General features: G+C 59.7%; 22 protein-coding genes. 7 read left to right on the forward strand and 15 right to left on the reverse strand.

Going from position 1 to position 21,526, the window contains the following annotated elements:
* Positions 1-29 precede the first annotated feature (29 nt).
* The 3 genes from HK44_RS15190 to HK44_RS15200 all read right to left on the reverse strand — a co-directional run bounded on the left by HK44_RS15190 (position 30) and on the right by HK44_RS15200 (position 1,817).
* The gene (locus tag HK44_RS15190) at positions 30-695 is read right to left on the reverse strand and encodes a helix-turn-helix transcriptional regulator (RefSeq protein ID WP_019690653.1); all 666 of its coding nucleotides are present in this window, start codon (positions 693-695) and stop codon (positions 30-32) included.
* Between the two features lie 19 nt (positions 696-714).
* Complete coding sequence (locus HK44_RS15195; RefSeq protein WP_019690652.1) at positions 715-1,344, reverse strand: hypothetical protein; 630 nt, start codon at positions 1,342-1,344, stop codon at positions 715-717.
* Between the two features lie 143 nt (positions 1,345-1,487).
* Complete coding sequence (locus HK44_RS15200) at positions 1,488-1,817, reverse strand: DHCW motif cupin fold protein (protein ID WP_019690651.1); 330 nt, start codon at positions 1,815-1,817, stop codon at positions 1,488-1,490.
* A gap of 194 nt (positions 1,818-2,011) precedes the next feature.
* Between HK44_RS15200 and HK44_RS15205 the strand changes: the two genes are divergently transcribed.
* Positions 2,012-2,212: a hypothetical protein gene (locus tag HK44_RS15205; RefSeq protein ID WP_019690650.1), complete on the forward strand. Its 201-nt coding sequence runs from the start codon at positions 2,012-2,014 to the stop codon at positions 2,210-2,212.
* 69 nt (positions 2,213-2,281) lie between these two features.
* Here the strand turns inward: HK44_RS15205 and HK44_RS15210 are convergent, their stop codons facing one another.
* Positions 2,282-2,566, reverse strand: coding sequence for a hypothetical protein (locus tag HK44_RS15210; RefSeq protein WP_031319492.1), 285 nt, complete (start codon positions 2,564-2,566; stop codon positions 2,282-2,284).
* Between the two features lie 276 nt (positions 2,567-2,842).
* On the opposite strand from HK44_RS15210, the gene HK44_RS15215 reads away from it, so the two are divergent.
* Entirely contained in the window at positions 2,843-3,430 is a 588-nt protein-coding gene (locus HK44_RS15215) for a LysE family translocator (protein ID WP_019690649.1), read from the forward strand.
* Positions 3,431-3,440: 10 nt separating this feature from the next.
* Here HK44_RS15215 and HK44_RS15220 read toward each other — a convergent pair whose 3' ends face one another.
* A complete protein-coding gene (locus HK44_RS15220) occupies positions 3,441-4,274 on the reverse strand; it encodes an AraC family transcriptional regulator (RefSeq protein WP_019690648.1) in 834 nt (277 codons plus the stop codon).
* A 37-nt stretch (positions 4,275-4,311) separates the two neighbouring features.
* A complete protein-coding gene (locus tag HK44_RS15225) occupies positions 4,312-4,815 on the reverse strand; it encodes a VOC family protein (protein WP_019690647.1) in 504 nt (167 codons plus the stop codon).
* 282 nt (positions 4,816-5,097) lie between these two features.
* On the opposite strand from HK44_RS15225, the gene HK44_RS15230 reads away from it, so the two are divergent.
* Together HK44_RS15230 and HK44_RS15235 are read left to right on the forward strand one after the other, a co-directional pair.
* Complete coding sequence (locus HK44_RS15230; protein WP_024264972.1) at positions 5,098-5,559, forward strand: (2Fe-2S)-binding protein; 462 nt, start codon at positions 5,098-5,100, stop codon at positions 5,557-5,559.
* 2 nt (positions 5,560-5,561) lie between these two features.
* Complete coding sequence (locus HK44_RS15235) at positions 5,562-7,730, forward strand: xanthine dehydrogenase family protein molybdopterin-binding subunit (RefSeq protein ID WP_019690645.1); 2,169 nt, start codon at positions 5,562-5,564, stop codon at positions 7,728-7,730.
* Between the two features lie 19 nt (positions 7,731-7,749).
* Here the strand turns inward: HK44_RS15235 and HK44_RS15240 are convergent, their stop codons facing one another.
* The gene (locus HK44_RS15240; protein ID WP_019690644.1) at positions 7,750-8,175 is read right to left on the reverse strand and encodes a VOC family protein; all 426 of its coding nucleotides are present in this window, start codon (positions 8,173-8,175) and stop codon (positions 7,750-7,752) included.
* A gap of 114 nt (positions 8,176-8,289) precedes the next feature.
* Here HK44_RS15240 and HK44_RS15245 point away from each other — a divergent pair, with 114 nt between their 5' ends.
* The gene (locus HK44_RS15245; RefSeq protein ID WP_019690643.1) at positions 8,290-9,144 is read left to right on the forward strand and encodes a LysR family transcriptional regulator; all 855 of its coding nucleotides are present in this window, start codon (positions 8,290-8,292) and stop codon (positions 9,142-9,144) included.
* 232 nt (positions 9,145-9,376) lie between these two features.
* Here the strand turns inward: HK44_RS15245 and fabI are convergent, their stop codons facing one another.
* The 8 genes from fabI to gloB form a co-directional block, all read right to left on the reverse strand.
* Positions 9,377-10,171: an enoyl-ACP reductase FabI gene (gene fabI / locus HK44_RS15250; RefSeq protein ID WP_019690642.1), complete on the reverse strand. Its 795-nt coding sequence runs from the start codon at positions 10,169-10,171 to the stop codon at positions 9,377-9,379.
* A 19-nt stretch (positions 10,172-10,190) separates the two neighbouring features.
* Positions 10,191-11,801 (reverse strand): ABC transporter ATP-binding protein, encoded by a 1,611-nt coding sequence (locus HK44_RS15255; protein WP_019690641.1) that lies wholly within the window; start codon positions 11,799-11,801, stop codon positions 10,191-10,193.
* Position 11,802: 1 nt separating this feature from the next.
* A complete protein-coding gene (locus tag HK44_RS15260) occupies positions 11,803-12,822 on the reverse strand; it encodes an ABC transporter permease (protein WP_019690640.1) in 1,020 nt (339 codons plus the stop codon).
* Position 12,823: 1 nt separating this feature from the next.
* The gene (locus HK44_RS15265) at positions 12,824-13,897 is read right to left on the reverse strand and encodes a microcin C ABC transporter permease YejB (protein WP_019690639.1); all 1,074 of its coding nucleotides are present in this window, start codon (positions 13,895-13,897) and stop codon (positions 12,824-12,826) included.
* A gap of 1 nt (position 13,898) precedes the next feature.
* Complete coding sequence (locus HK44_RS15270) at positions 13,899-15,740, reverse strand: extracellular solute-binding protein (RefSeq protein ID WP_019690638.1); 1,842 nt, start codon at positions 15,738-15,740, stop codon at positions 13,899-13,901.
* Positions 15,737-17,563 carry an extracellular solute-binding protein gene (locus HK44_RS15275; protein ID WP_033865518.1) on the reverse strand — a complete coding sequence of 609 codons (1,827 nt, stop codon included), beginning with the start codon at positions 17,561-17,563 and terminating at the stop codon, positions 15,737-15,739. Before HK44_RS15275 ends, HK44_RS15270 begins: the two co-directional genes overlap by 4 nt.
* Positions 17,564-17,818: 255 nt before the next feature.
* The gene (locus HK44_RS15280) at positions 17,819-19,246 is read right to left on the reverse strand and encodes a transglycosylase SLT domain-containing protein (protein WP_019690636.1); all 1,428 of its coding nucleotides are present in this window, start codon (positions 19,244-19,246) and stop codon (positions 17,819-17,821) included.
* A 99-nt stretch (positions 19,247-19,345) separates the two neighbouring features.
* Positions 19,346-20,113: a hydroxyacylglutathione hydrolase gene (gene gloB / locus HK44_RS15285; RefSeq protein WP_019690635.1), complete on the reverse strand. Its 768-nt coding sequence runs from the start codon at positions 20,111-20,113 to the stop codon at positions 19,346-19,348.
* A gap of 65 nt (positions 20,114-20,178) precedes the next feature.
* Here gloB and HK44_RS15290 point away from each other — a divergent pair, with 65 nt between their 5' ends.
* Complete coding sequence (locus tag HK44_RS15290) at positions 20,179-20,937, forward strand: class I SAM-dependent methyltransferase (protein ID WP_019690634.1); 759 nt, start codon at positions 20,179-20,181, stop codon at positions 20,935-20,937.
* Between the two features lie 105 nt (positions 20,938-21,042).
* Positions 21,043-21,495, forward strand: a complete 453-nt coding sequence (gene rnhA / locus HK44_RS15295; protein WP_019690633.1) for a ribonuclease HI — start codon at positions 21,043-21,045, stop codon at positions 21,493-21,495.
* The last annotated feature ends 31 nt before the right edge of the window (positions 21,496-21,526 follow it).

Genomic DNA, 21,526 nt, shown 5'->3' on the forward strand with positions numbered 1-21,526 from the left:
GTGAACGCGAGGCAGCTGCTGTTTGCTGATCATCGAGCCGTTGCTGGATCGGGTGCTGCATCCTTTTCAGCCTCTGCTTGATGCTCGATCGGTCGAAGTTTGAATCGGCAGACATTGCCGCCCCGTACCATGCACTCCGTATGGTCGACTTCGCCCCCCCCCAATGTCCCGATCAACGCCAGATCCAGCTCACACACCACCGGATAGGCCGCGGCCAAGCGGTGGAAGACGCAGTTGTGCGCGACGATTTCCTTGTCGTCGGATGAGCGAAAGAACACCTGCGCTTCGTATCCCGCCTGGTTCATGTGCTGCACGATCTTTGTTTCGTCAACGACCTGACGTTCACGGTCCAAGGCCAGTTTGCGGCCCATACGGCGCATCAGCGAAGCCAGTTCGACGGGGCCGATGATATCGGCCACTTCTTCAATCAGCACACTGGCCAGCAACTGATAATGGCGAGGGAACTGCTCCCGCGCATGGTCTGTGAGTTGATACAGCTGCTCCGGTCGCCGGCCTGTCGGACGGGTTTCGCCGCGCAGCACCAGTCCGTCACGCTCCAGAGCCGCCAGATGCTGGCGAATCGCGGTACGTGTGACAGCCAGGTGATCAGCCAACTCGTCAATGCTCATACCACCCGCGTGGTGCAGCAGCGCATTGAGCAGGTCCTGCTGTGTACGGCCTAATCCTTCAAGCATGGTCTGCGCTCGCTCGGTATCAGAACTTGTCCGGGAACTGTTTGACCAGTGCCGCCGTCAGCGTGTCGGCCAGCGCCAGTATGTGGGCGCGCATCATCTGCCAGGTCTTCGCTTCACCGGCATAGTCGTGCGCGGCGAGTTGGTCGATCTGGGAGACATGGTGGCCGCCGTGAGCTGCCAGCATCGTCACCAGTGTGCTTTCAGGCAGGTTGGGGTTGGCTTTGGCGAGAAATGCCGCAATGGCCTTGGCATTGCTCGTCAGTTCTGCGACAGCGGCCTGCTGGCCCTTCTTGTCTTTGGCGACAGTGGCGTCGCTGTAATGTTTCACCGCACCCCAGTGACCGGCAAGCAGCTTGAGCAGTTGATCGGCAGCGGGCTGGCCATAAAGCGGAGCAAGGCTGTTGGCGATACGGGTTGCGTTGTCGACGACCTGAGCGGCGGCGACCTGGGCTTGTTGATGGTTAGCGCTCTGGTTGGCTATCGCGTAATTTCTGGTCCAGAAAATATGCTCGATCCAAAGGCCGCGTAGCGACAGACGCGTGGTGAGCGCAGCGCTTTCGGCTGGTGCAGGCGAGGCGGGGGGAGTTTGACTCCAGGCGGGCTGGGCGCAGAGCGCCAGCAGCAGTAAGGCCAAGGTTTTGATATTCATGACGACACCCTCTTGTTGTGGGATTGTCCAACAATATCAATTGAAGCATATAAATATGTTTTTATTGGGTGTGGGCCGAAATCGCAGATCAACGGTCGTCCTGTGCGTAGTTATCACTGCATTTACGGCCCAGCGAGGGGAGGTCAATCGACCACAAACAGTTTCGCCCCCGTCTCCGTCGACGACCGGTGAGACTCCGCATTATCTGCCACCTGATAGCTCATGCCGGGTTTCAGTACGAATTGGCGGCCATCTTCGAGTTCGGTGTGCAGTTCGCCTTCAAGGCACAGCAGGATGTGGCCCTTCGAGCACCAGTGGTCTGCCAGATAACCGGCGGTGTATTCGATCATTCGCACACGAATTGCGCCGAACTGCTGGGTGCGCCAATAGGCGCTGCCGATTTCGCCAGCGTGGACGGAGGGTTCGACGGTCGACCAGTCGGTGGTGCCGAACGGGATGGCTGCGATATCCATGGCGATCTCTTGAAGTCGGGAGAGAGAACCGATTTACGCAGCTGGCGGCAGGCTGTCAATTGACGGGATTTCTCCAGAAGCTGAACCCAGGCTGTCAGCCTGCAATGTTTCATTATGTTTCAGCTGATCTGGCGGCGTAGGATGCTTGACTCGGATCGTGCATCGCCTCGTTTCCAGCCAAGGGGAACTGAACAATGAAGTTGAACCTCGTCAAAGTCTTTTTGATCACCGGCACGTTGTTATTGAGCGCGTGCTCTGGCGTGACAACCAGCAGCTGTTTTTCAGAGGATTGCCATCAATTCGACGGCCGTAGTGCCAACAAGATGAGTTTTGGTGGTAGCCCGATCGGCAACAGCTTTAATCAATACAGTTCGGGGCTGTTGCAGCACGACTGATTGGGGCATTTGCAAACTGGATACGCCGATGGCAATCATCGGCGTATTGATCTCTGTGTTTCCACAATCCTAAACGTACGGCTGACCGCTGAATCCCCGTGGGAGTCGTTGCTGGCCCGGCATATCGCTGAGTCTTTTAATCCAGGACGCGCGCCAATCAATCGAGGCGTGGGCTACTTTGGCTCTACGCGCCGCTCGACGTGCAGCGTTGCGAGCGTCTTTTCGGGCGTCCTTGAACGCGTCGGTATTGCGGCAGCTGCGGCATTTGACCCGGGAAAATTCAGTCGTAGAGGCGAGGTTGCTGCCATGGCGGCCGCAGGCCAGGTGCCCGGCAGTCTTATAGTGAGTCACCATCAGTGGATCTCCTTTGCAAGGATTACGGCGTAGCGCACGGGTCACTTGCCACATCCCTGTCGGTGACTCTGCTCTTCTGTCTGGACTCGCTGCCCGCTCAACGGTGTGAGGTGGCAGAGGCTGCGACCCCATTACTATTAATGACACCTGGGTGACCGACGCGTTCGATGTGAAATGTCGAGGACTGCACGGGGGTGTTTTTCTTCAATACAGGCCTATCAGCGTTCTCCTACTTTGAGCGCCGGGATGTCCCGTAGTTATTGAAGAAGGTGTGCAATGAGTCTGATCATTTCCATGGCCGCGTTTGCGCTGGCGTCGTCGATCACCCCTGGGCCGGTGAACATCGTTGCACTGAGCTCTGGCGCGCAGTACGGCTTTCGCGCCAGCCAACGGCATGTAGCGGGTGCAACGCTGGGGTTTGTGCTGTTACTGGTGTTGATGGGGTTGGGTCTGCATGAACTGCTAAAACTCTGGCCATCGCTGACACGGGCGGTGCAGTTGTTCGGGGTGGCGTTCCTGTTGTTCATGGCCTGGAAGCTCGCCACTGACGATGGGCGGCTCAGTGCGGGTGATTCAGGGCAAGCGCCGACGATGTTCTACGGCGCGCTGATGCAATGGCTGAACCCGAAAGCCTGGCTGGCCTGTGTCGCGGGGATGGGGGCTTTTGTTGCCGATGGCGAGGCGCAACTGGTCTGGCAGTTTGCGGCGGTGTATCTGGTGGTCTGCTACCTGTCGGTGGCCTGCTGGGCTTATGCCGGGACCTTTCTGCGACAGTACCTGAGCAATGCCGGCGGTATGCGGTTGTTTAACCGGCTCATGGCGTCGTTGCTGGCGGTGAGTGCGGGTTACTTGCTGTTGCCATAAATCTCGGGCTTCAACCGCGATACTGCCCCGGCGTCGCGGCCAAATGCTGTTTGAACGCTCGCTGAAAATGTGCCTGATCAGAGAACCCGGCTTCCAGCGCCACGTCGGCAATCAACTTGCCCCGACGCAGTTGGCTGCGGGCGAACTGGATGCGATGGTTGACCAGAAACGCGTGGGGCGTCATGCCGTAATGCTGCTTGAAAGCACGGATCAGGTACGACGCCGACAGATCTGCCGCCTCGCAGATGTCTTCGAGTTTCAGCGACTGGGTGCAGTTGTCGCGGATGTACTCGGCCGCTCGCTCCAGCTTGAGGTTGGGTTCGCGAACGCTCAATTCAGCCGGATTGAGCGTTTGCTGCACTTCAGTAAAAAACGCTACGGCGGCACTGTGTTTTTGCAGCGTCTCCAGTTGTTCGTCGAGCAGTACGTCATATAGCTGATTGAGCCCGCTAAACAGCCCGGCGTCGTCGCAGTGGGTGGTTGAAAAGCGCCGAAAGTCCAGCTCTTTGCTGAACCCCAGTTGATGCTGAAGGTCGTTCAACCACGGCGTATCGACATACAGCATGCGATAAGACCAGGGCTGATTGTCGATCGGATTACAGGCATGGACATCGCCGGGGTTCATCAGCACCACGGTGCCGCTGCCGACTTCAAACGCGGCGCGTTCATGGAGATAGGTGCTGCGCCCGGCGGTGATCGCACCGATGGAAAAAAACTCGTGGGAATGTCGGGCGTAACAGACTTCGCGGCCATCAGCGATGGAGCGTGCTTCGATGAAAGGCAGTGCGTCATCGCGCCAGAAGCGAGGGGCTTTGTCGGCATTTTTGGCGATGGCGTGTTTCATCCGCGAGCGTCCTTTGGCAGTTCAGTTGGGGAGTGTATTAGCTCTCGCCATTAAAGGCTCGCTCGAGTGTAGCGATGTCGAGTTTCTTCATCTGCAACATCGCCTGCATGACGCGCTGGGATTTGGCGGTGTCCCTGTCGGTCATCATGTCCATCATCACCACGGGCACGATTTGCCAGGACAGGCCGAACTTGTCCTTGAGCCAGCCGCATTGCTGGGCCTGTTTGTCACCGCCGGCAGACAGCGCATTCCAGAAGTGGTCGATTTCATATTGGGTATGGCAGTTGACCTGGAACGAGATGGCCTCGCTGAAGCGAAACACCGGGCCGCCATTGAGTGCGGTAAAGGTCTGGCCATCGAGCATGAAGCTGACGGTCATCACCGAACCCTCGGGCCGGCCATGGAGCTCGAAACCGGCTTTGCCATAGTGAGTGATGGCGGTAATGGTCGAGTGTTCGAACACCGAACAGTAGAACTGTGCAGCAGCTTCGGCCTGATCGTCGAACCACAGGCAGGGCGTGAGTTTCTGAATGCGCGACATGAAGGTTCTCCTCCAGGAATGATCCGGCTGGACTGTTAGCGTAGTCAGCCGATGGTCGTCAGGCGTAACCGTCAATCGACAAGCCGAGGATGTAGGTCGGTTGATGGTTTGAAACACAGGGCTGCTTCCTTGGAAGTGGCCCTTTTTTTGTGACCGGTGGTCGCGCCAATCAAGACTTCGGGAAAATTGCGCTTAGCTCAATGAATAAACCGAGGCGCGCGTAGGCAGTCGTTGCCACAGTGACGCCATGAAAGGACATCGTGAGTGACTGAGGAGACCGCCGTGCTGACGCTCAATATCAATGGCAAAGACCAATCCCTGGACGTGCCCGGCGACATGCCGCTGTTGTGGGTATTGCGCGATGTCGCGCACTTGACCGGCACCAAGTTCGGCTGCGGCATGGCCCAGTGCGGCGCCTGCACGGTGCATGTCGACGGCGCGCCGTTACGCTCCTGCATCACTCCGGCGGCGGCCGTCGCCAATGGCCAGAAAATCATCACCATCGAAGGACTGTCGAGCGACGGTTCGCACCCGGTGCAGCGCGCCTGGGCCGAGATCGATGTGGTGCAATGCGGTTACTGTCAGTCGGGGCAGATCATGTCAGCGGCGGCTTTATTGGCGAAAATCCCGTCGCCAAGCGACAGCGATATCGATCAGGCGTTGTCGGGCAATATCTGTCGATGCGGGACCTACCCGCGCATTCGTGCGGCGGTCAAACGTGCTGCGCAAATCAGGGAGGCATGACGATGAGCGCGAGGATCGAGACTTCTCGACGGGATTTTTTGAAAAGCAGTGCCGTGCTCGGTGCAGGGCTGGTGGTGGGGTTTGTCATTGCGGGGGGCAATCGCTTTGCGCACGCGGCCTCTCCGCCGGACGCGGTGTTCGCCCCCAACGCTTTTTTGCGCATCGCCCCGGATGGCAACGTGACTGTGCTCTTGGGCCACTCCGAGATGGGGCAGGGGATCTGGACCGGCCTGACCATGTTGATAGCCGAAGAACTGGACGCCGACTGGACGAAGATCCGCGTCGAGCATGCGCCGGCATCGGCGGCCGATTATGGTTTGCCGGCCTTTGGTGGCATGCAGATCACCGGCGGCTCGACCTCGACCTGGATGGAGTTCGACCGCTACCGCCAGGCCGGCGCGGCTGCACGCTTGATGTTGATCGAGGCCGCCGCCAAGCGATTCAACGTCGCACCCTCGAAGATCCGAACCGAACCGGGCGTGGTGATCGCCGGCGATCAGCGCGCCACTTACGGTGAGCTGGCCAATGACGCCGGCCAACTGCCGGTGCCCGATCCGGCGTCGATCAAACTCAAGGAGGCCAAAGACTGGAAGATCATCGGCAAACCGACCAAGCGCCTGGATACCCCGGAAAAAATCACCGGTCAGGCAAAATTCGGCATGGATGTGCAGTTCGATGGATTGCTGACGGCCATGGTTGCACGCCCGCCGGTATTCGGCGGCAGCGTCAAATCATTCGACGGCGCAGCGGCACTGGCACTGCCGGGCGTGCATAAAGTCGTGCAGGTGCCGACGGGCATAGCCGTGGTGGCCGATCATTATTGGGCCGCCAAACTCGGCCGTGATGCGCTGAAAATCGACTGGGACCTGGGGCCCAACGCCGCTCTGGACAGCGACACCTTGCTGCAAAACTTCCGCAAACTGGCCGCGATCCCCGGTACCCCGGCCAGCCAGGCGGGCGACATCAGCGCCGCGTTGAGCAAGGCGGTGAAGACGGTAGACGTTGAATACAGCGTTCCCTACCTGGCCCATGCACCGATGGAACCGCTCAACTGCACGGTAAAAATCACCCCGGAAAAATGCGAGATCTGGACCGGCACCCAATTCCAGACGCTGGACCAAATGATCGCGGCGAAAATCACCGGGCTCAAACCCGAGCAGGTCGAGATTCATACCGAATTCCTTGGAGGCGGTTTTGGCCGTCGAGCCAATCCGACCTCGGACTTTGTCAGCGAGGCGGTGCACGTCGCCAAGGCGGCCGGTGCGCCGGTGAAAACTGTTTGGTCGCGGGAAGATGACATACGCGGTGGCTACTACCGCTCGGCATTCCTCCATCATGCGCGCATTGGCCTGGACGCCAAGGGCATGCCCCAGGCCTGGCAGCATGTACTGGTCGGGCAGTCGATCATGGACGGCACCCCATTCGAAGCGACGATGGTCAAGAATGGCGTCGATGCGACCTCGGTCGAAGGCGTGGCCGACAGCCCCTATATCAAGGGCCTGGCCAACCATCTGGTCGATCTGCATTCGCCGAAAACCGGCATCAGTGTGCTGTGGATGCGTTCCGTGGGGCACACGCACACGGCGTTTGTCGTCGAGTCACTGATCGATGAACTGGCCACGGCGGCCGGCAAGGACCCGGTGGAGTACCGACGGACCTTGCTCAAGAAGCATCCGCGACATCTCGGGGTGCTGAACCTGGCGGTGGAGAAGGCCAACTGGAAGGCGCCGCTGCCAGCCGGGCATGCGTTGGGCGTGGCGGTGCATGAGTCTTTTGGCAGTTACGTCGCGCAGGTGGCCGAGGTGTCCCAGGACAACCTGAAGATCCGCGTGCACCGCGTGGTCTGTGCAGTCGATTGCGGCGTTGTGGTGAACCCGGCGAGCATCGCCGCGCAGATGGAATCGGGCATCACCTTTGGCCTGGGGTTCACCTTGCACAGCAAGCTGACCTTCAAGGACGGGAAAGTGGTGCAGTCCAACTACCATGACTTTCAAGTGCTGCGCCTGAATGAGATGCCGGTGGTCGAGGTGCACATCGTCCCCAGCACCGAAAAACCGGGCGGCATCGGCGAGACCGGGGTGCCACCGACAGCGCCGGCGGTGGCCAATGCGGTGTTCGCCCTGACCGGGCAACGCTTGCGCGAACTGCCGCTTCAGCTGGCGGGAGTGTGAGGTGCGACGACGCTGAAAGTTACTTGGCGAACAACTGGTCGATGTCCTTGAACGCCTTGAACTCCAGCGCGTTGCCGCACGGGTCGAACAGAAACATTGTCGCCTGTTCGCCCACCAGTCCTTTGAAGCGAATACCGGGCTCGATCACGAAGCGCGTGCCCAGCGACGTGAGTCGTTCGGCCAGGGACTCCCATTCGTCCATCGACAGCACCACGCCGAAATGCGGGACCGGCACGTCGTGACCGTCCACGGCATTGGTGTGGGCGGATTCTTGCGTGGCGGTTTTCGGGTGTTCGTGGATGACCAATTGATGGCCGAAAAAGTTGAAGTCCACCCAGTGCTCGCTGGAGCGTCCTTCCTCCAGACCGAACACCTGGCCGTAGAAAAGCCGCGCGGCTGCAAGGTCATACACCGGGATGGCCAGATGAAAAGGGGAGAGACGCATGATGTTCAAGCCTCGATGACAGGGAAGTTGAGCTGATTCTAGTCTTGTGATTTTTGATTAAAAGACGATAATTTTTGCCTCCAGCTCAAATAATATCGATCAATCGAGGCGCTCATGCTGCGTGAACTGAAAACCTTCATCGCAGTGACTCGCTATGGCACGTTCGCCGCAGCCGGCATGCACATTGGCCTCACGCAATCGGCCGTCAGCGCGCAAATGCGCAACCTGGAGCAGGCGTTGGGTATTCGCCTGTTTGACCGCACCGGGCGTCAGGCGATCCTCAACGCGGCCGGGCAGCGAGCGTTGCCGATGGCCCGGGACATCCTCGATACCTTTCAGCGCATGGCTATCAGTGACGATGTCAGCGAGTTTCGCGGCGAATTGAGAGTTGGCGCTGTGGCGACGGCCCAGACCGGTTTGCTGCCCCAGGCATTGCTGCGCTTGCGACAGCAGGCACCGTTGCTCGAGCCGAAACTGGTGCCTGGCGTGTCACTCAACCTGTTGAGTCAGGTCGACGCCGGTGAGCTTGATCTGGCGATCCTGATCAAGCCACCTTTTGAGTTGCCCAAGGAACTGTCCGCCCAAGTGATCCGGCAGGAGCCTTTTGTGTTGATCGTGCCGCCGGACCTTGAAGGCGAGGATCCATTGCAGGTGCTCGGCACGCATCCGCAGGTGCGCTATGACCGCAACTCGTTCGGTGGTCGGCTGGTGACACGCTTTCTGCGCGAGCAGCAGATTGAGGTAAAAGTCGCGCTGGAGCTGGATGAGCTGGAGGCGATTGTGAAAATGGTCGAATGCGGGCTGGGCGTGGCGTTGATTCCCCAGGCAGGGCTCTGGCTTGAGTACGGGGCGAAAGTCAGGATCATCTCGCTGGGCGAACTGACGTTCTATCGGGAGATCGTGTTGTTGCAGCGCTACAGCCAGCGTACACAACCGATCCAGCAGTTGTTTGCGCGATGCCTGGTTTAGGCTCCTACAGGATTTGCACAAGGTACAAAAAACCCGCCAATCCAGACTGTGTGAAAACTCCGGCTCAGCTTTAAGGTTCGCGTTGCTACGCAAAATCCTTAAAGCTTTTACGAGCTGAATCGCTCAGAAAGAGCGAGAGAGCGCCAAATTTGATCGTTTATTGATCGAAGCTTGGCGCTCGCATAGTTTTCACACAGCCTAAATCGGCGGGTTTCTTGTTAACGCGTGAAGATCACTCTTCGATGTTGCCCATGGCGGTGGTGTTGAAGCCGCCGTCCACGTACATGATTTCGCCGCTGATGCCGGACGCCAGGTCCGAGCACAGGAAGGCGCCGGCGTTGCCGACTTCGTCGATGGTGACGTTGCGACGCAGCGGTGTTTGCGCTTCGTTGGCGGCCAGCATTTTACGGAAGTTCTTGATGCCGGAAGCGGCCAGGGTGCGGATCGGGCCAGCCGATACGGCGTTGACGCGGGTGCCTTCCGGGCCCAGGGAGCCGGCCAGGTAACGTACGCCAGCTTCCAGGGAAGCCTTGGCCATGCCCATCACGTTGTAGTTCGGCATGGTGCGCTCGGCGCCCAGGTACGACAGGGTCAGCAGGCTGCCATTGCGGCCTTTCATCATGTCGCGGCCAGCTTTGGCCAAGGCCACGAAGCTGTAGGCGCTGATGTCGTGAGCGATGCGGAAACCTTCACGGGTGGTGGCTTCGGTGAAGTCGCCGTCCAGTTGGTCGCCCGGCGCGAAGCCAACGGAGTGCACGATGCAGTCCAGGCCGTCCCATTTTTTGCTCAGCTCTTCGAAAACCCTGGCGATTTCTTCATCGCTGGCCACGTCGCACGGGAAGCACAGCTCAGGGCTCGAACCCCAGCCTTGTGCGAACTCTTCGACACGCCCCTTGAGTTTGTCGTTCTGATAAGTGAAGGCAAGCTCAGCGCCCTCGCGATGCATGGCGGCCGCGATGCCGGATGCGATGGACAGCTTGCTGGCGACACCGACGATCAGTACGCGCTTACCGGCGAGAAAACCCATGTGTTGCTCCTCTTTCAGGTTATTGCGCAGTGGCTGGTGCCAGGAAAGCGGCCTCCAGCAACTGCTGTGTATAGGGATGTTGCGGTGCGGCAAAGATACCTTGCGCATCACCTTGTTCGACCACTTGGCCGTGCTTGATCACCATCAACTGGTGACTCAGCGCTTTAACCACCGCCAGGTCATGGCTGATGAACAGATACGTCAGGTTGTACTTGCTTTGCAGTGAGCGCAGCAGTTCAACCACTTGGCGTTGCACGGTGCGGTCGAGGGCCGAAGTCGGCTCGTCCAGCAAGATCAACGCCGGTTTCAGCACCAGGGCCCGGGCAATGGCGATTCTCTGCCGTTGTCCGCCGGAAAACTCGTGGGGATAGCGGTGCCGGGTTGCCGGGTCCAGACCGACTTCCTTGAGTACCGCGATAATCGCCAGTTCCTGCTCGGTCTCTGTACCGATCCGGTGTATCCGCAGGCCTTCGCCGACGATCTGGCTCACGCTCATCCGCGGGCTCAGGCTACCGAAGGGGTCCTGGAAAACCACCTGCATTTCCCGCCGTAGCGGCCTTACCTGTTGCTGTGACAGGCAGTCCAACTGCTGGCCTTCAAAACGGATCGCGCCTTTGCTGGCAATCAATCGCAAAATCGCCAGACCCAGCGTGGACTTGCCCGAACCGCTCTCGCCGACGATGCCCAGGGTCTGTCCCTGAGGCAGGCTGAAGTTGATTCCGTCCACGGCTTTGACGTAGTCGACGGTGTTGCGCAAAAAACCTTTTTTGATCGGGAACCAGACTTTCAGGTCCTTGACTTGCAGCAATGGCGGGCCGATGAGATTGGTTGCCGGGTTGCCACGAGGCTCCGCTGCCAACAGCTCCCGGGTGTAAGGATGCTGCGGCGCGCGGAACAACTCTTCGCACGACGCCTGTTCGACGATGCAACCCTTTTGCATGACACATACGCGATGCGCGACTCTTTGGACCAGGTTCAAATCGTGGCTGATCAGCAGCAGGGCCATGCCCAGGCGGGCCTGCAACTCCTTGAGCAATTCGAGGATTTTCAGCTGAACCGTCACGTCCAGCGCGGTGGTCGGTTCGTCGGCGATCAGCAGTTCCGGTTCGTTGGCCAGGGCCATGGCGATCATCACGCGCTGGCGCTGGCCACCGGACAATTCATGGGGCAGGGCCTTGAGCCGTTTGTGCGGTTCGGGAATGCCCACCAGTTCCAGCAGCTCCAGGGTGCGCTGGGTAGCGACTTTGCCGGTCAGGCCTTTGTGAATGCCGAGCACCTCGTTGATCTGTTTCTCGATCGAGTGCAGCGGGTTCAGCGAGGTCATCGGCTCCTGAAAGATCATCGCAATCCGGTTGCCACGAATGTGCCGGATGGTTTTCTCTTTCAGCGTCAGCAGGTCATGCCCGGAGTAGTTGATGGTGCCAGTGGGGTGCCGCGCCAAGGGGTAGGGCAGCAGGCGCAGGATCGAGTGCGCCGTTACCGATTTGCCCGAGCCGCTTTCACCGACCAGTGCCAGGGTTTCACCGCGCTTGATGTCGAAGCTGACGCCTTCCACCACCCGTTGCACGCGCTCACCGACCACAAACTCGACAGAGAGGTTGCGCACTTCGATCAGATTGTCCTGATTCATTTCACTTCCTCGGGTCGAAGGCATCGCGAGCAGACTCGCCGATAAACACCAGCAAACTCAACATCACCGCCAGCACCGCAAAGGCGCTCATGCCCAGCCACGGCGCTTGCAGGTTGGATTTGCCCTGGGCCACCAGTTCACCCAGCGATGCGCTGCCTGCCGGCAGGCCGAAGCCGAGGAAGTCCAGCGCGGTCAGGGTGCCGATGGCGCCTGTGAGGATGAACGGCATGAAGGTCATGGTCGAGACCATGGCGTTGGGCAGGATGTGTTGAAACATGATTGCGCCGTTCTGCATGCCCAGCGCGCGGGCGGCGCGTACATATTCCAGGTTACGCCCACGCAGGAACTCGGCGCGGACCACGTCGACCAGGCTCATCCAGGAAAACAGCAGCATGATCCCCAGCAGCCACCAGAAGTTTGGCTGCACGAAACTGGCGAGGATGATCAGCAGATACAACACGGGCAAACCCGACCAGATTTCCAGGAAGCGCTGCCCGGCCAAATCGACCCAGCCGCCATAGAAACCCTGCAAGGCGCCGGCAATCACACCGATGATCGAACTCAGAATGGTCAGCGTCAGCGCAAACAGCACCGACACCCGGAAGCCGTAAATCACCCGCGCCAGCACGTCGCGGCCCTGGTCGTCGGTGCCCAGCAGATTGTCTGCCGAGGGCGGTGCCGGTGCCGGGACTTTCAGGTCGTAGTTGATGCTTTGGTAGCTGAACGGGATCGGTGCCCACAAGGTCCAGGCGTCCTTGGCCTTGAGCAGTTCGCGGATGTACGGGCTCTTGTAGTTGGCTTCCAGCGGGAATTCGCCGCCGAAGGTGGTTTCCGGGTAACGCTTGAGTGCCGGGAAATACCATTGACCGTCGTAATGCACCGCCAGCGGCTTGTCGTTGGCGATCAGCTCGGCACCGAGGCTCGCGCCAAACAGGATCAAAAACAGCCACAGCGACCACCAGCCGCGCTTGTTGGCCTTGAACCGTTCGAAACGTCGGCGATTGAGCGGGGACAGGTTCATCTCAATGCTCCCGGTGTTCGAAGTCGATCCGTGGATCGACCAGGGTGTAGGTGAGGTCGCCGATCAGTTTCACCACCAGCCCCAGCAGGGTGAAGATAAACAGGGTGCCGAACACCACCGGGTAGTCGCGGTTGATCGCCGCTTCGAAACTCATCAGGCCCATGCCGTCGAGCGAGAAGATCACTTCCACCAGCAACGAACCGGTGAAGAAAATCCCGATGAAGGCCGAAGGGAAGCCGGCAATCACCAGCAGCATGGCGTTGCGAAACACATGGCCATACAGCACGCGATGCCGGGTCAGGCCCTTGGCCTTGGCGGTGACGACGTACTGTTTGTTGATCTCGTCGAGGAAGCTGTTTTTGGTCAGCAGGGTCATGGTCGCGAAGTTACCGATCACCAGTGCCGTCACGGGTAGCGCTATGTGCCAGAAGTAATCGCGGACCTTGCCGGCCCAGCTCAATTCACTGAAGTTGTTCGAGGTCAGGCCGCGCAAGGGGAACCAGTCCAGGTAGCTGCCGCCGGCAAACACCACGATCAGCAGGATCGCAAACAGGAACGCCGGGATCGCGTAACCGACGATGATCGCCGAACTGGTCCAGACATCGAAGTGGCTGCCGTGTCGGGTGGCCTTGGCGATCCCCAGCGGGATCGACACCAGGTACATGATCAGCGTGCTCCAGAGTCCGAGGGAGATCGACACCGGCATCTTTTCCTTGATCAGGTCGATGACCTTGGCGTCACGGAAGAAGCTGTCGCCGAAATCCAGGGTGGCGTAGTTCTTGATCATGATCCACAAGCGTTCCGGCGCCGACTTGTCGAAGCCGTACATGTGCTCGATTTCCTTGACCAGCGCCGGGTCCAGGCCTTGGGCGCCGCGATAACTGGAGCCGGCCACCGACACTTCGGCACCACCGCCGGCAATGCGGCTGGTAGCACCTTCGAAGCCTTCGAGTTTGGCGATCATCTGTTCTACCGGGCCGCCGGGCGCGGCCTGGATGATCACGAAGTTGATCAGCAGAATGCCGAACAGGGTTGGAATGATCAGCAACAGTCGCCGAAAAATATACGCCAGCATCTTATTGCTCCATGCCCGCAGGATCGGCTTGTTCTTTGGTCAGCACTTCGATCGCAGGTTTTGCGTCGGGCTTGATCCACCAGGTTGAAATGCCCACGTCATTGGTCGGTGAGACTTTCGGGTGGCCAATGTGATTCCAGTACGCCACGCGCCAGGTCTTGATGTGCCAGTTGGGGATCACGTAATAGCCCCATTGCAACACCCTGTCGAGCGCCCGGGCATGGGCGACCAGACTTTTGCGCGAGTCGGCGTTGATCAGCTCTTCGACCAGTTCATCGACTACCGGGTCTTTCAGGCCCATGTAATTGCGGCTGCCGGGTTTGTCGGCGCTTTCGGATTTCCAGAATTCGCGCTGTTCGTTGCCCGGTGAGCTGGACTGCGGGAAGCTGCCAACCACCATGTCGAAGTCACGCGAGCGCACGCGATTGATGTACTGCGACACGTCGACCCGACGAATCACCAGGTCAATCCCCAGGTCACTCATGTTGCGTTTGAACGGCAACAGCACCCGCTCGAACTCGGTCTGCGCCAGCAAAAATTCGATGCTCACCGGTTTGCCGGTGGTGTCGACCATCTTGTCGTCGACGATCCGCCAGCCGGCCTCCTGCAACAGTTGATAGGCCTTGCGTTGTTGGGCACGGATCATTCCGCTGCCGTCACAGACGGAGTTCTGGAACGCTTCGCTGAAGACCTGATCGGGGATTTTGCCTCTGAACGGATCGAGGATCGCCAGTTGATCCTGATCCGGCAGGCCGGTGGCGGCCATTTCCGAGTTTTCGAAGTAGCTTCGGGTGCGCACGTAGGCCCCGTTGAACAGCTGCTTGTTGGTCCATTCGAAGTCCAGCAACAGGCTCAGGGCCTGACGCACGCGCACGTCCTGGAACACCGGGCGGCGCAGGTTGAAGACAAAGCCCTGCATGCCGGTGGGGTTGCCGTTGGGGATCTGTTCCTTGATCAGGCGACCCTCGGTGACGGACGGGGTGTTGTAGGCATTGGCCCAGTTTTTCGCGCTCATCTCCAGCCAGTAATCGAACTGCCCGGCCTTCAGCGCTTCCAGCGCGACGGTGTTGTCGCGGTAGTAATCGGTGGTCATGGTATCGAAGTTGTAAAAACCCCGATTGACCGGCAGGTCCTTGCCCCAGTAGTCCTTGACCCGCTCATAGCGGATCGAGCGCCCCGCCTTGACCTCACTGACCTTGTACGGGCCGCTGCCCAGCGGAATCTCCAGATTGCCCTTGCTGAAGTCGCGGTGTTCCCACCAGTGCTTGGGCAATACTGCGAGTTGTCCAAGGATCAGCGGCAGCTCACGGTTGCTGGTGTGCTTGAACGTGAACAGCACCCGCAACGGGTCTTCGGCGATCACGTTGTCGACGTCGCTGTAGTAACCGCGAAAGAGCGGCGAGCCGCTTTTCATCAGGGTCTGGAAGCTGAACACCACGTCTTCGGCACGCACCGGGTGACCGTCATGAAAACGCGCTTCGGGGCGCAGGTAGAAGCGCACCCAGCTGTTGTCCGGAGCCTTTTCGATTTTGCCGGCGAGCAAGCCATATTCGGTAAACGGCTCATCGAGCCCCTGTTTGCCCAGGGTGTCGTAAATCAGGCCAATATCATCGGCGGGCACGCCCTTGCTGATGAACGGGTTGAGGCTGTCAAAGCCACCAAAGCCGGCCTGGCGGAAGGTCCCGCCCTTGGGCGCGTCCGGGTTCACGTAGTCGAAATGCTTGAAATCGGCCGGGTATTTCGGCGGCTCGTTGTACAGGGTCAAGGCGTGCTGCGGGGCAGCGTGGGCCGTGCAGGCAAGTCCTGCAAAGACCAGACCCAGCAGGGTACGCAAACGCATCATTGGGCTTTCTCCGAAGTCTTCAGCCACCACGCATTCAGCCCCAGGGTGTAGGGCGGCGTGGTGACGAAGGCGAACCGGTTGCGGTACGCCAGGCGATGATAATTGATATACCAGTTGGGGATGCAGTAGTGCTGCCACAGCAGCACCCGGTCCAGTGCTCTGCCGGCCGCCAGTTGCTCGTCACGGGATTTTGCCGCGAGCAGCTGTTCCAGCAAATGATCGACCACCGGGTTGGCAACGCCCGCGTAATTCTTGCTGCCCTTGACCGAGGCCTGGCTCGAGTGGAAGTACTGCCACTGTTCAAGTCCGGGGCTGAGGGTTTGGTCGAGGGTCATCAGGATCATGTCGAAATCGAACTGGTCCAGACGCTGCTTGTATTGGGCACGGTCGACGGTGCGCAGGTGCGCGTCAATGCCGATACTGGCGAGGTTCTCGGCGTAGGGCTGGAGAATGCGCTCCAGGTTCGGATTGACCAGCAGGATCTCGAAACGCAGTGGCTGCCCGGCCGCATTCTGCAGGCGCTGGCCATTGAGTTTCCAGCCAGCCTCGGCGAGCAAACCCAGCGCCCGGCGCAGGGTTTCCCGGGGGATGCCGCGGCCGTCGGTCTGCGGCAGGCTGAAGGGCTCGGTAAACAGCTTGGCAGGGAGCTGATCGCGGTAGGGCGAGAGCATCAGCCATTCGTGACCGACCGGTAAGCCTGTGGCTGTGAACTCGCTGTTGGGGTAATAACTCATGGCCCGTTTGTAGGCACCGCTGAACAGGGCGCGGTTGGTCCATTCGAAGTCGAACATCAAGCCCAGGGCTTCACGCACCTTGTCGTCGGCGAACGTACCGCGCCGGGTGTTCATGAACAGGCCCTGGGTCTGGGTCGGAATCCGGTGGTCGATCTGCGCCTTGATCACCTCGCCACGGCGTACGGCCGGGAAGCTGTAGCCATTGGCCCAGTTCTTGGCCTGGTGCTCGATGTAGATGTCGAACTCGCCGGCCTTGAATGCCTCGAACGCTACGTCGCTGTCGCGATAAAACTCGACTTCAACGCGATCATAGTTGTACTTGCCGCGATTGACCGGCAGGTCCTTGCCCCAGTAATCCTTGACCCGCTCGAACACCAGCTGTCGCCCCGGCTGAACCTCGGTGATGCGATAGGGGCCACTGCCCAGCGGTGGTTCGAAGGTGGTGGCCTTGAAGTCGCGACCTTCCCAGTAGTGCTGCGCCAGCACCGGCAACTCGCCCAGGCGCTGGATCAGCAACGGATTACCGGCACGCTTGAACACGAAACGGATGCGCTGCGGGTTGAGGATGTCGACCCGCTGTACTTCCTGAAGGTTGGTGCGGAATTGCGGATGACCTTCCTTGAGCAGCAAGCGATAGGAAAACGCGACGTCGTAGGCCGTGATCGGCGTGCCGTCGTGAAAGCGTGCTTGCGGGCGCAGGTTGAACACTACCCAGCTACGGTCTTCGCTGTATTCGACAGACTCGGCGATCAGCCCGTAACTGGAGGCGGGTTCATCGCCGGACGGCGCGTACTGACCGGTACCGACCATCAACGGTTCATTCAGTTCGTTGATGCCGTACTGCAGAAAGTTCGGGGTCGCGACCGGGCTGGTGCCCTTGAAGGTGTAGGGGTTGAGCGTATCGAAGGTGCCAAACGCCATGACCCGCAATGTACCGCCCTTGGGCGCTTGCGGATTGACCCAGTCGAAGTGGGTGAATTTGGCCGGGTACTTGAGTGTGCCGAACTGCGCATAACCATGGCTTTCGCTGATCGTTGCGCTTGCGGGGAAGCTCAAGGCCAGACTGATTAGGAGCAGGAGGGGACGTATCAAGGCAGAGATCCGGTCCAGGCGGCTTGGGCTTTGTGGACCGTACAGTAACAGCTTGTATCGACAGGAAAAAGGTAGGGGCTAAGGCAGGGCTTTTAGTGGCGAGGGAGCTTGCTCCCGCTCGCCTGCGCAGCAGGCGTGAACCCCGTGTATGTGATGTGCCTGAATGAACCGGATGACACGTTTTGGGGCCGCTTCGCAGCCCAGCGGGAGCAAGCTCCCTCGCCACAAAAGCCCTAATACCCAAGGCGCGACTTAACGCGGGGAAGAAACCGTCAGCATCTGCCCAGGCTTGAGGGCCTGGCCAACACGTGGATTCCAGCGCTTGAGGTGTTGCATCTCAACGTTGAAGCGCTTGGCGACGATGTACAGCGAGTCGCCCTGCTTGACCTTGTATTGGGTCTGCTTCCTGGTGTTGGCCGCAACCACCGTGCTGATGCGTCCACCGCTGCGCTTGCGGGTGTCTCGCATCACCAGGGTCTGGCCAACCTTGAGGTCCTTGCCGTTCAGCTTGTTCCAGTGTTGCAGGTCCTTGACCTCGACTTTGTTCGCCTTGGCGATCTGTGTCAGGTTGTCGCCGCGTTTGACCCGGTAGCTGCGCTTGAGCGTTGCCAGCTCGCTGTCGTCGGCACCTTCGAAAACCGGTTTGAGTGGACGCTGACTGATCAGCTCTTCGGGTTTCATGGTCGACAGGCTGGCGGTCAGCAACTGCGCCTTGGACGTCGGCACCAGCAAGTGCTGGGGACCGTCGATGGTGGTGCGTTGCTTGAAGGCCGGGTTGAGCTGGAACAGCTCGTCTTCGTCGATGTTGGCCACCGCGGCAACCTTGGACAGGTCCATGCGCTGGTTGATTTCGACGACTTCGAAGTACGGTTGGTTAGCGATCGGGTTGAGGTTCACGCCATAGGCTTCTGGCGACAACACCACTTGTGACAAGGCCAGCAGCTTGGGCACATACGCCTGGGTTTCTGCCGGCAGCGGCAGGTTCCAGTAGTCGGTTGGCAGGCCAAGCTTTTCGTTACGCTCGATGGCCCGGCTGACCGTGCCTTCACCGGCGTTGTAGGCCGCCAGGGCCAGCAGCCAGTCACCGTTGAACATGTCATGCAGACGGGTCAGGTAGTCCATCGCCGCAATGGTCGACGCGGTAATGTCGCGACGGCCGTCGTAGAAGCGGGTTTGACGCAGGTTGAAATAACGCCCGGTGGACGGGATGAACTGCCATAGGCCGACCGCATCGGAGCGTGAGTAGGCCATCGGGTTGTAGGCGCTTTCAATCACCGGCAACAGCGCCAGTTCCAGCGGCATGTTGCGTTCTTCAAGGCGTTCGACGATGTAGTGAATGTACAGGCTGCCACGTTCGCTGGCGCCTTGCAGAAACGATGGATTGCTGGCGAACCACAGGCGCTGTTGCTCGATGCGCGGGTTGACGCCCAGCCCATCCTGCAACTGGAAGCCCTGGCGCATGCGCTCCCAGACGTCCTGCGCGGCTTGTGGGCTTGGCTTCTCGGTGAGCCAGACAGGTTTTTGTTTGGTCCGGGTGGAAAGCGTATGTGCCACGTCGGTTTGTGGCACATGACTGGTGCTTTGGCAGCCCGCCAGGGTGGCGGACACAGCCACCGCGATGGCTTGAGCCAAGCGGGTCAATGCGTCTGAATTGATGGATTTACGAATAGATGACGACATTGGCTGGAAGTTAGTTCCGGGCGAAAATGTCGGGCGATTCTAGAAAGCGCACGGGGTGCGGTCAACCATTCAGAATTTTCGGACCAATAGTGGCCCCGTTTAGAACGTATCTTTCCAAGCCCTAAGGGCCGCAAAAACCTCACTCGGAGCCCGGTTATCCCGGCCATTCCGTTCGTCTACTTTTTCTTTAACAGATGTTTCGCCAGTACGCAGAAAAGGGTTGGTCAGCTTCTCCAGCGCCAGGGTCGACGGCAGCGATATGCCGCCGGACTCGCGTAACCGAGAGACGTTCTCGAGACGCTCGGCAATGTCCGGGTTATTCGGCTCGACAGCGGCGGCAAAGCGCAGGTTGCTCAGGGTGTACTCGTGGGTGCAGTACACCAGCGTGTCTTGGGGCAGCGCGGCCAGACGGCTGAGGGAGTGGTGCATTTGTGCCGGCGTGCCTTCGAACAGGCGCCCGCAACCGGCGGCAAACAGGGTGTCGCCGCAGAACAGCAGACCATCATGGTAGTAAGCGATATGGCCCAGTGTGTGGCCCGGCACCGCATACACGTCGAACTCCCAGCCGAGTACGCTGACGCGATCATTATCGTTCAGGGCGATGTCACGTCCGGGGATGTTTTCGCTCGCCGGGCCGTAGACGGTGGCGCCCGTCGCTTTTTTGAGTTTCTCGACGCCGCCGACGTGATCATGGTGGTGATGGGTGACCAGAATGTCACTGAGCTGCCACCCCGGATGCATGGCCAACCAGGCCTGCACGGGGGCGGCATCACCCGGATCGACCACGGCGCAGCGCTGGCGGTGGTGATCCTGTAACAACCAGATGTAGTTGTCGGTGAAGGCGGGAAGGGCACTGATCTGTATCATCGCGGGATTCGCCAAGCGGAAAACAATGGTGCATCTTAGAGCTTCTTGGCGAGTTGGAGAATGCAATGACCGATAAAGCGTTCGCTCAGGCTGATCCTGACTGGCTGGCATTGATCAGTGCCGCTCGCGAGTGGCTGTCAGGGCCCATCGGGCAATTTTTGTTGAATGAAGAACGCCGGATGCTCGAAGACGAACTGGGGCGTTTCTTTGGCGGGTATCTGGTGCATTACGGCCCTTCGGCCGAAACGCCGCCGACGGCAAAACAGGTGCAGCGCAATGTCCGTCTGGGAGCGCCGCTGCCGGGTGTGGAAATTGTCTGCGAAGAACAGGCCTGGCCGATCAGTGAGCACGCCGCCGACGTGGTGGTGATGCAACACGGGCTGGATTTCTGTCTGTCGCCGCATGGCTTGCTGCGTGAAGCCGCCAGCGCGGTGCGTCCCGGCGGGCACCTGTTGATTGTCGGGATCAACCCCTGGAGCAGTTGGGGGCTGCGCCACGTGTTTGCGAGCGACGCCATGCGCAAGGCGCGCTGCATTTCGCCGTCGCGGGTCGCCGACTGGCTCAACCTGCTGGGGTTTGCACTGGAGAAACGCCGCTTCGGGTGCTATCGTCCGCCGCTTGCTTCCCCGGCGTGGCAAGCCCGCATGGCCGGTTGGGAACGCAAGGCCGGTGACTGGCAGCTGTCTGGTGGCGGTTTCTATTTATTGGTGGCGCGCAAGATCGTCGTTGGCTTGCGACCGGTCCGTCAAGTGCGCCGCGAGCCTATGGGCAAGTTGATCCCGTTACCGATGGCCAAGGTCAATCGTCGTCACCTGGAACCGTAAAACACTCCTTCTCTTTATTATTATATTGGCCGGCCGGGCTTGCCCGGCCTTGGGCGTTGTCGATCATTGGTCGGCAAGCCACAGACATTTTCTGGATAGGTTGGCATGAGCGATAGCGTAGAACTCTTCACCGACGGTGCCTGCAAGGGCAACCCTGGCCCTGGCGGCTGGGGCGCACTGCTGGTGTGCAAGGGCGTTGAAAAGGAACTCTGGGGCGGTGAAGCCAATACCACCAATAACCGCATGGAACTGATGGGCGCGATTCGCGGCCTTGAAGAGCTCAAGCGTTCCTGTGACGTATTACTGGTCACTGACTCACAATACGTGATGAAAGGCATCAACGAATGGATGGTCAACTGGAAGAAGCGCGGCTGGAAAACTGCGGCGAAAGAGCCAGTGAAGAACGCTGATCTGTGGAAGCAGCTCGACGAGCAGGTCAATCGTCACAACGTCACCTGGAAGTGGGTGCGCGGCCACGTCGGGCATCCTGGTAACGAACGCGCCGACCAGTTGGCCAACCGTGGCGTCGACGACGTCCGGGGTTACAAGCAGGACTGACGCGCCGGATCACCATGAACGCGCAGGGCGG

Source organism: Pseudomonas fluorescens HK44 (assembly GCF_000217955.3).
Lineage (GTDB): Bacteria > Pseudomonadota > Gammaproteobacteria > Pseudomonadales > Pseudomonadaceae > Aquipseudomonas > Aquipseudomonas fluorescens_AQ.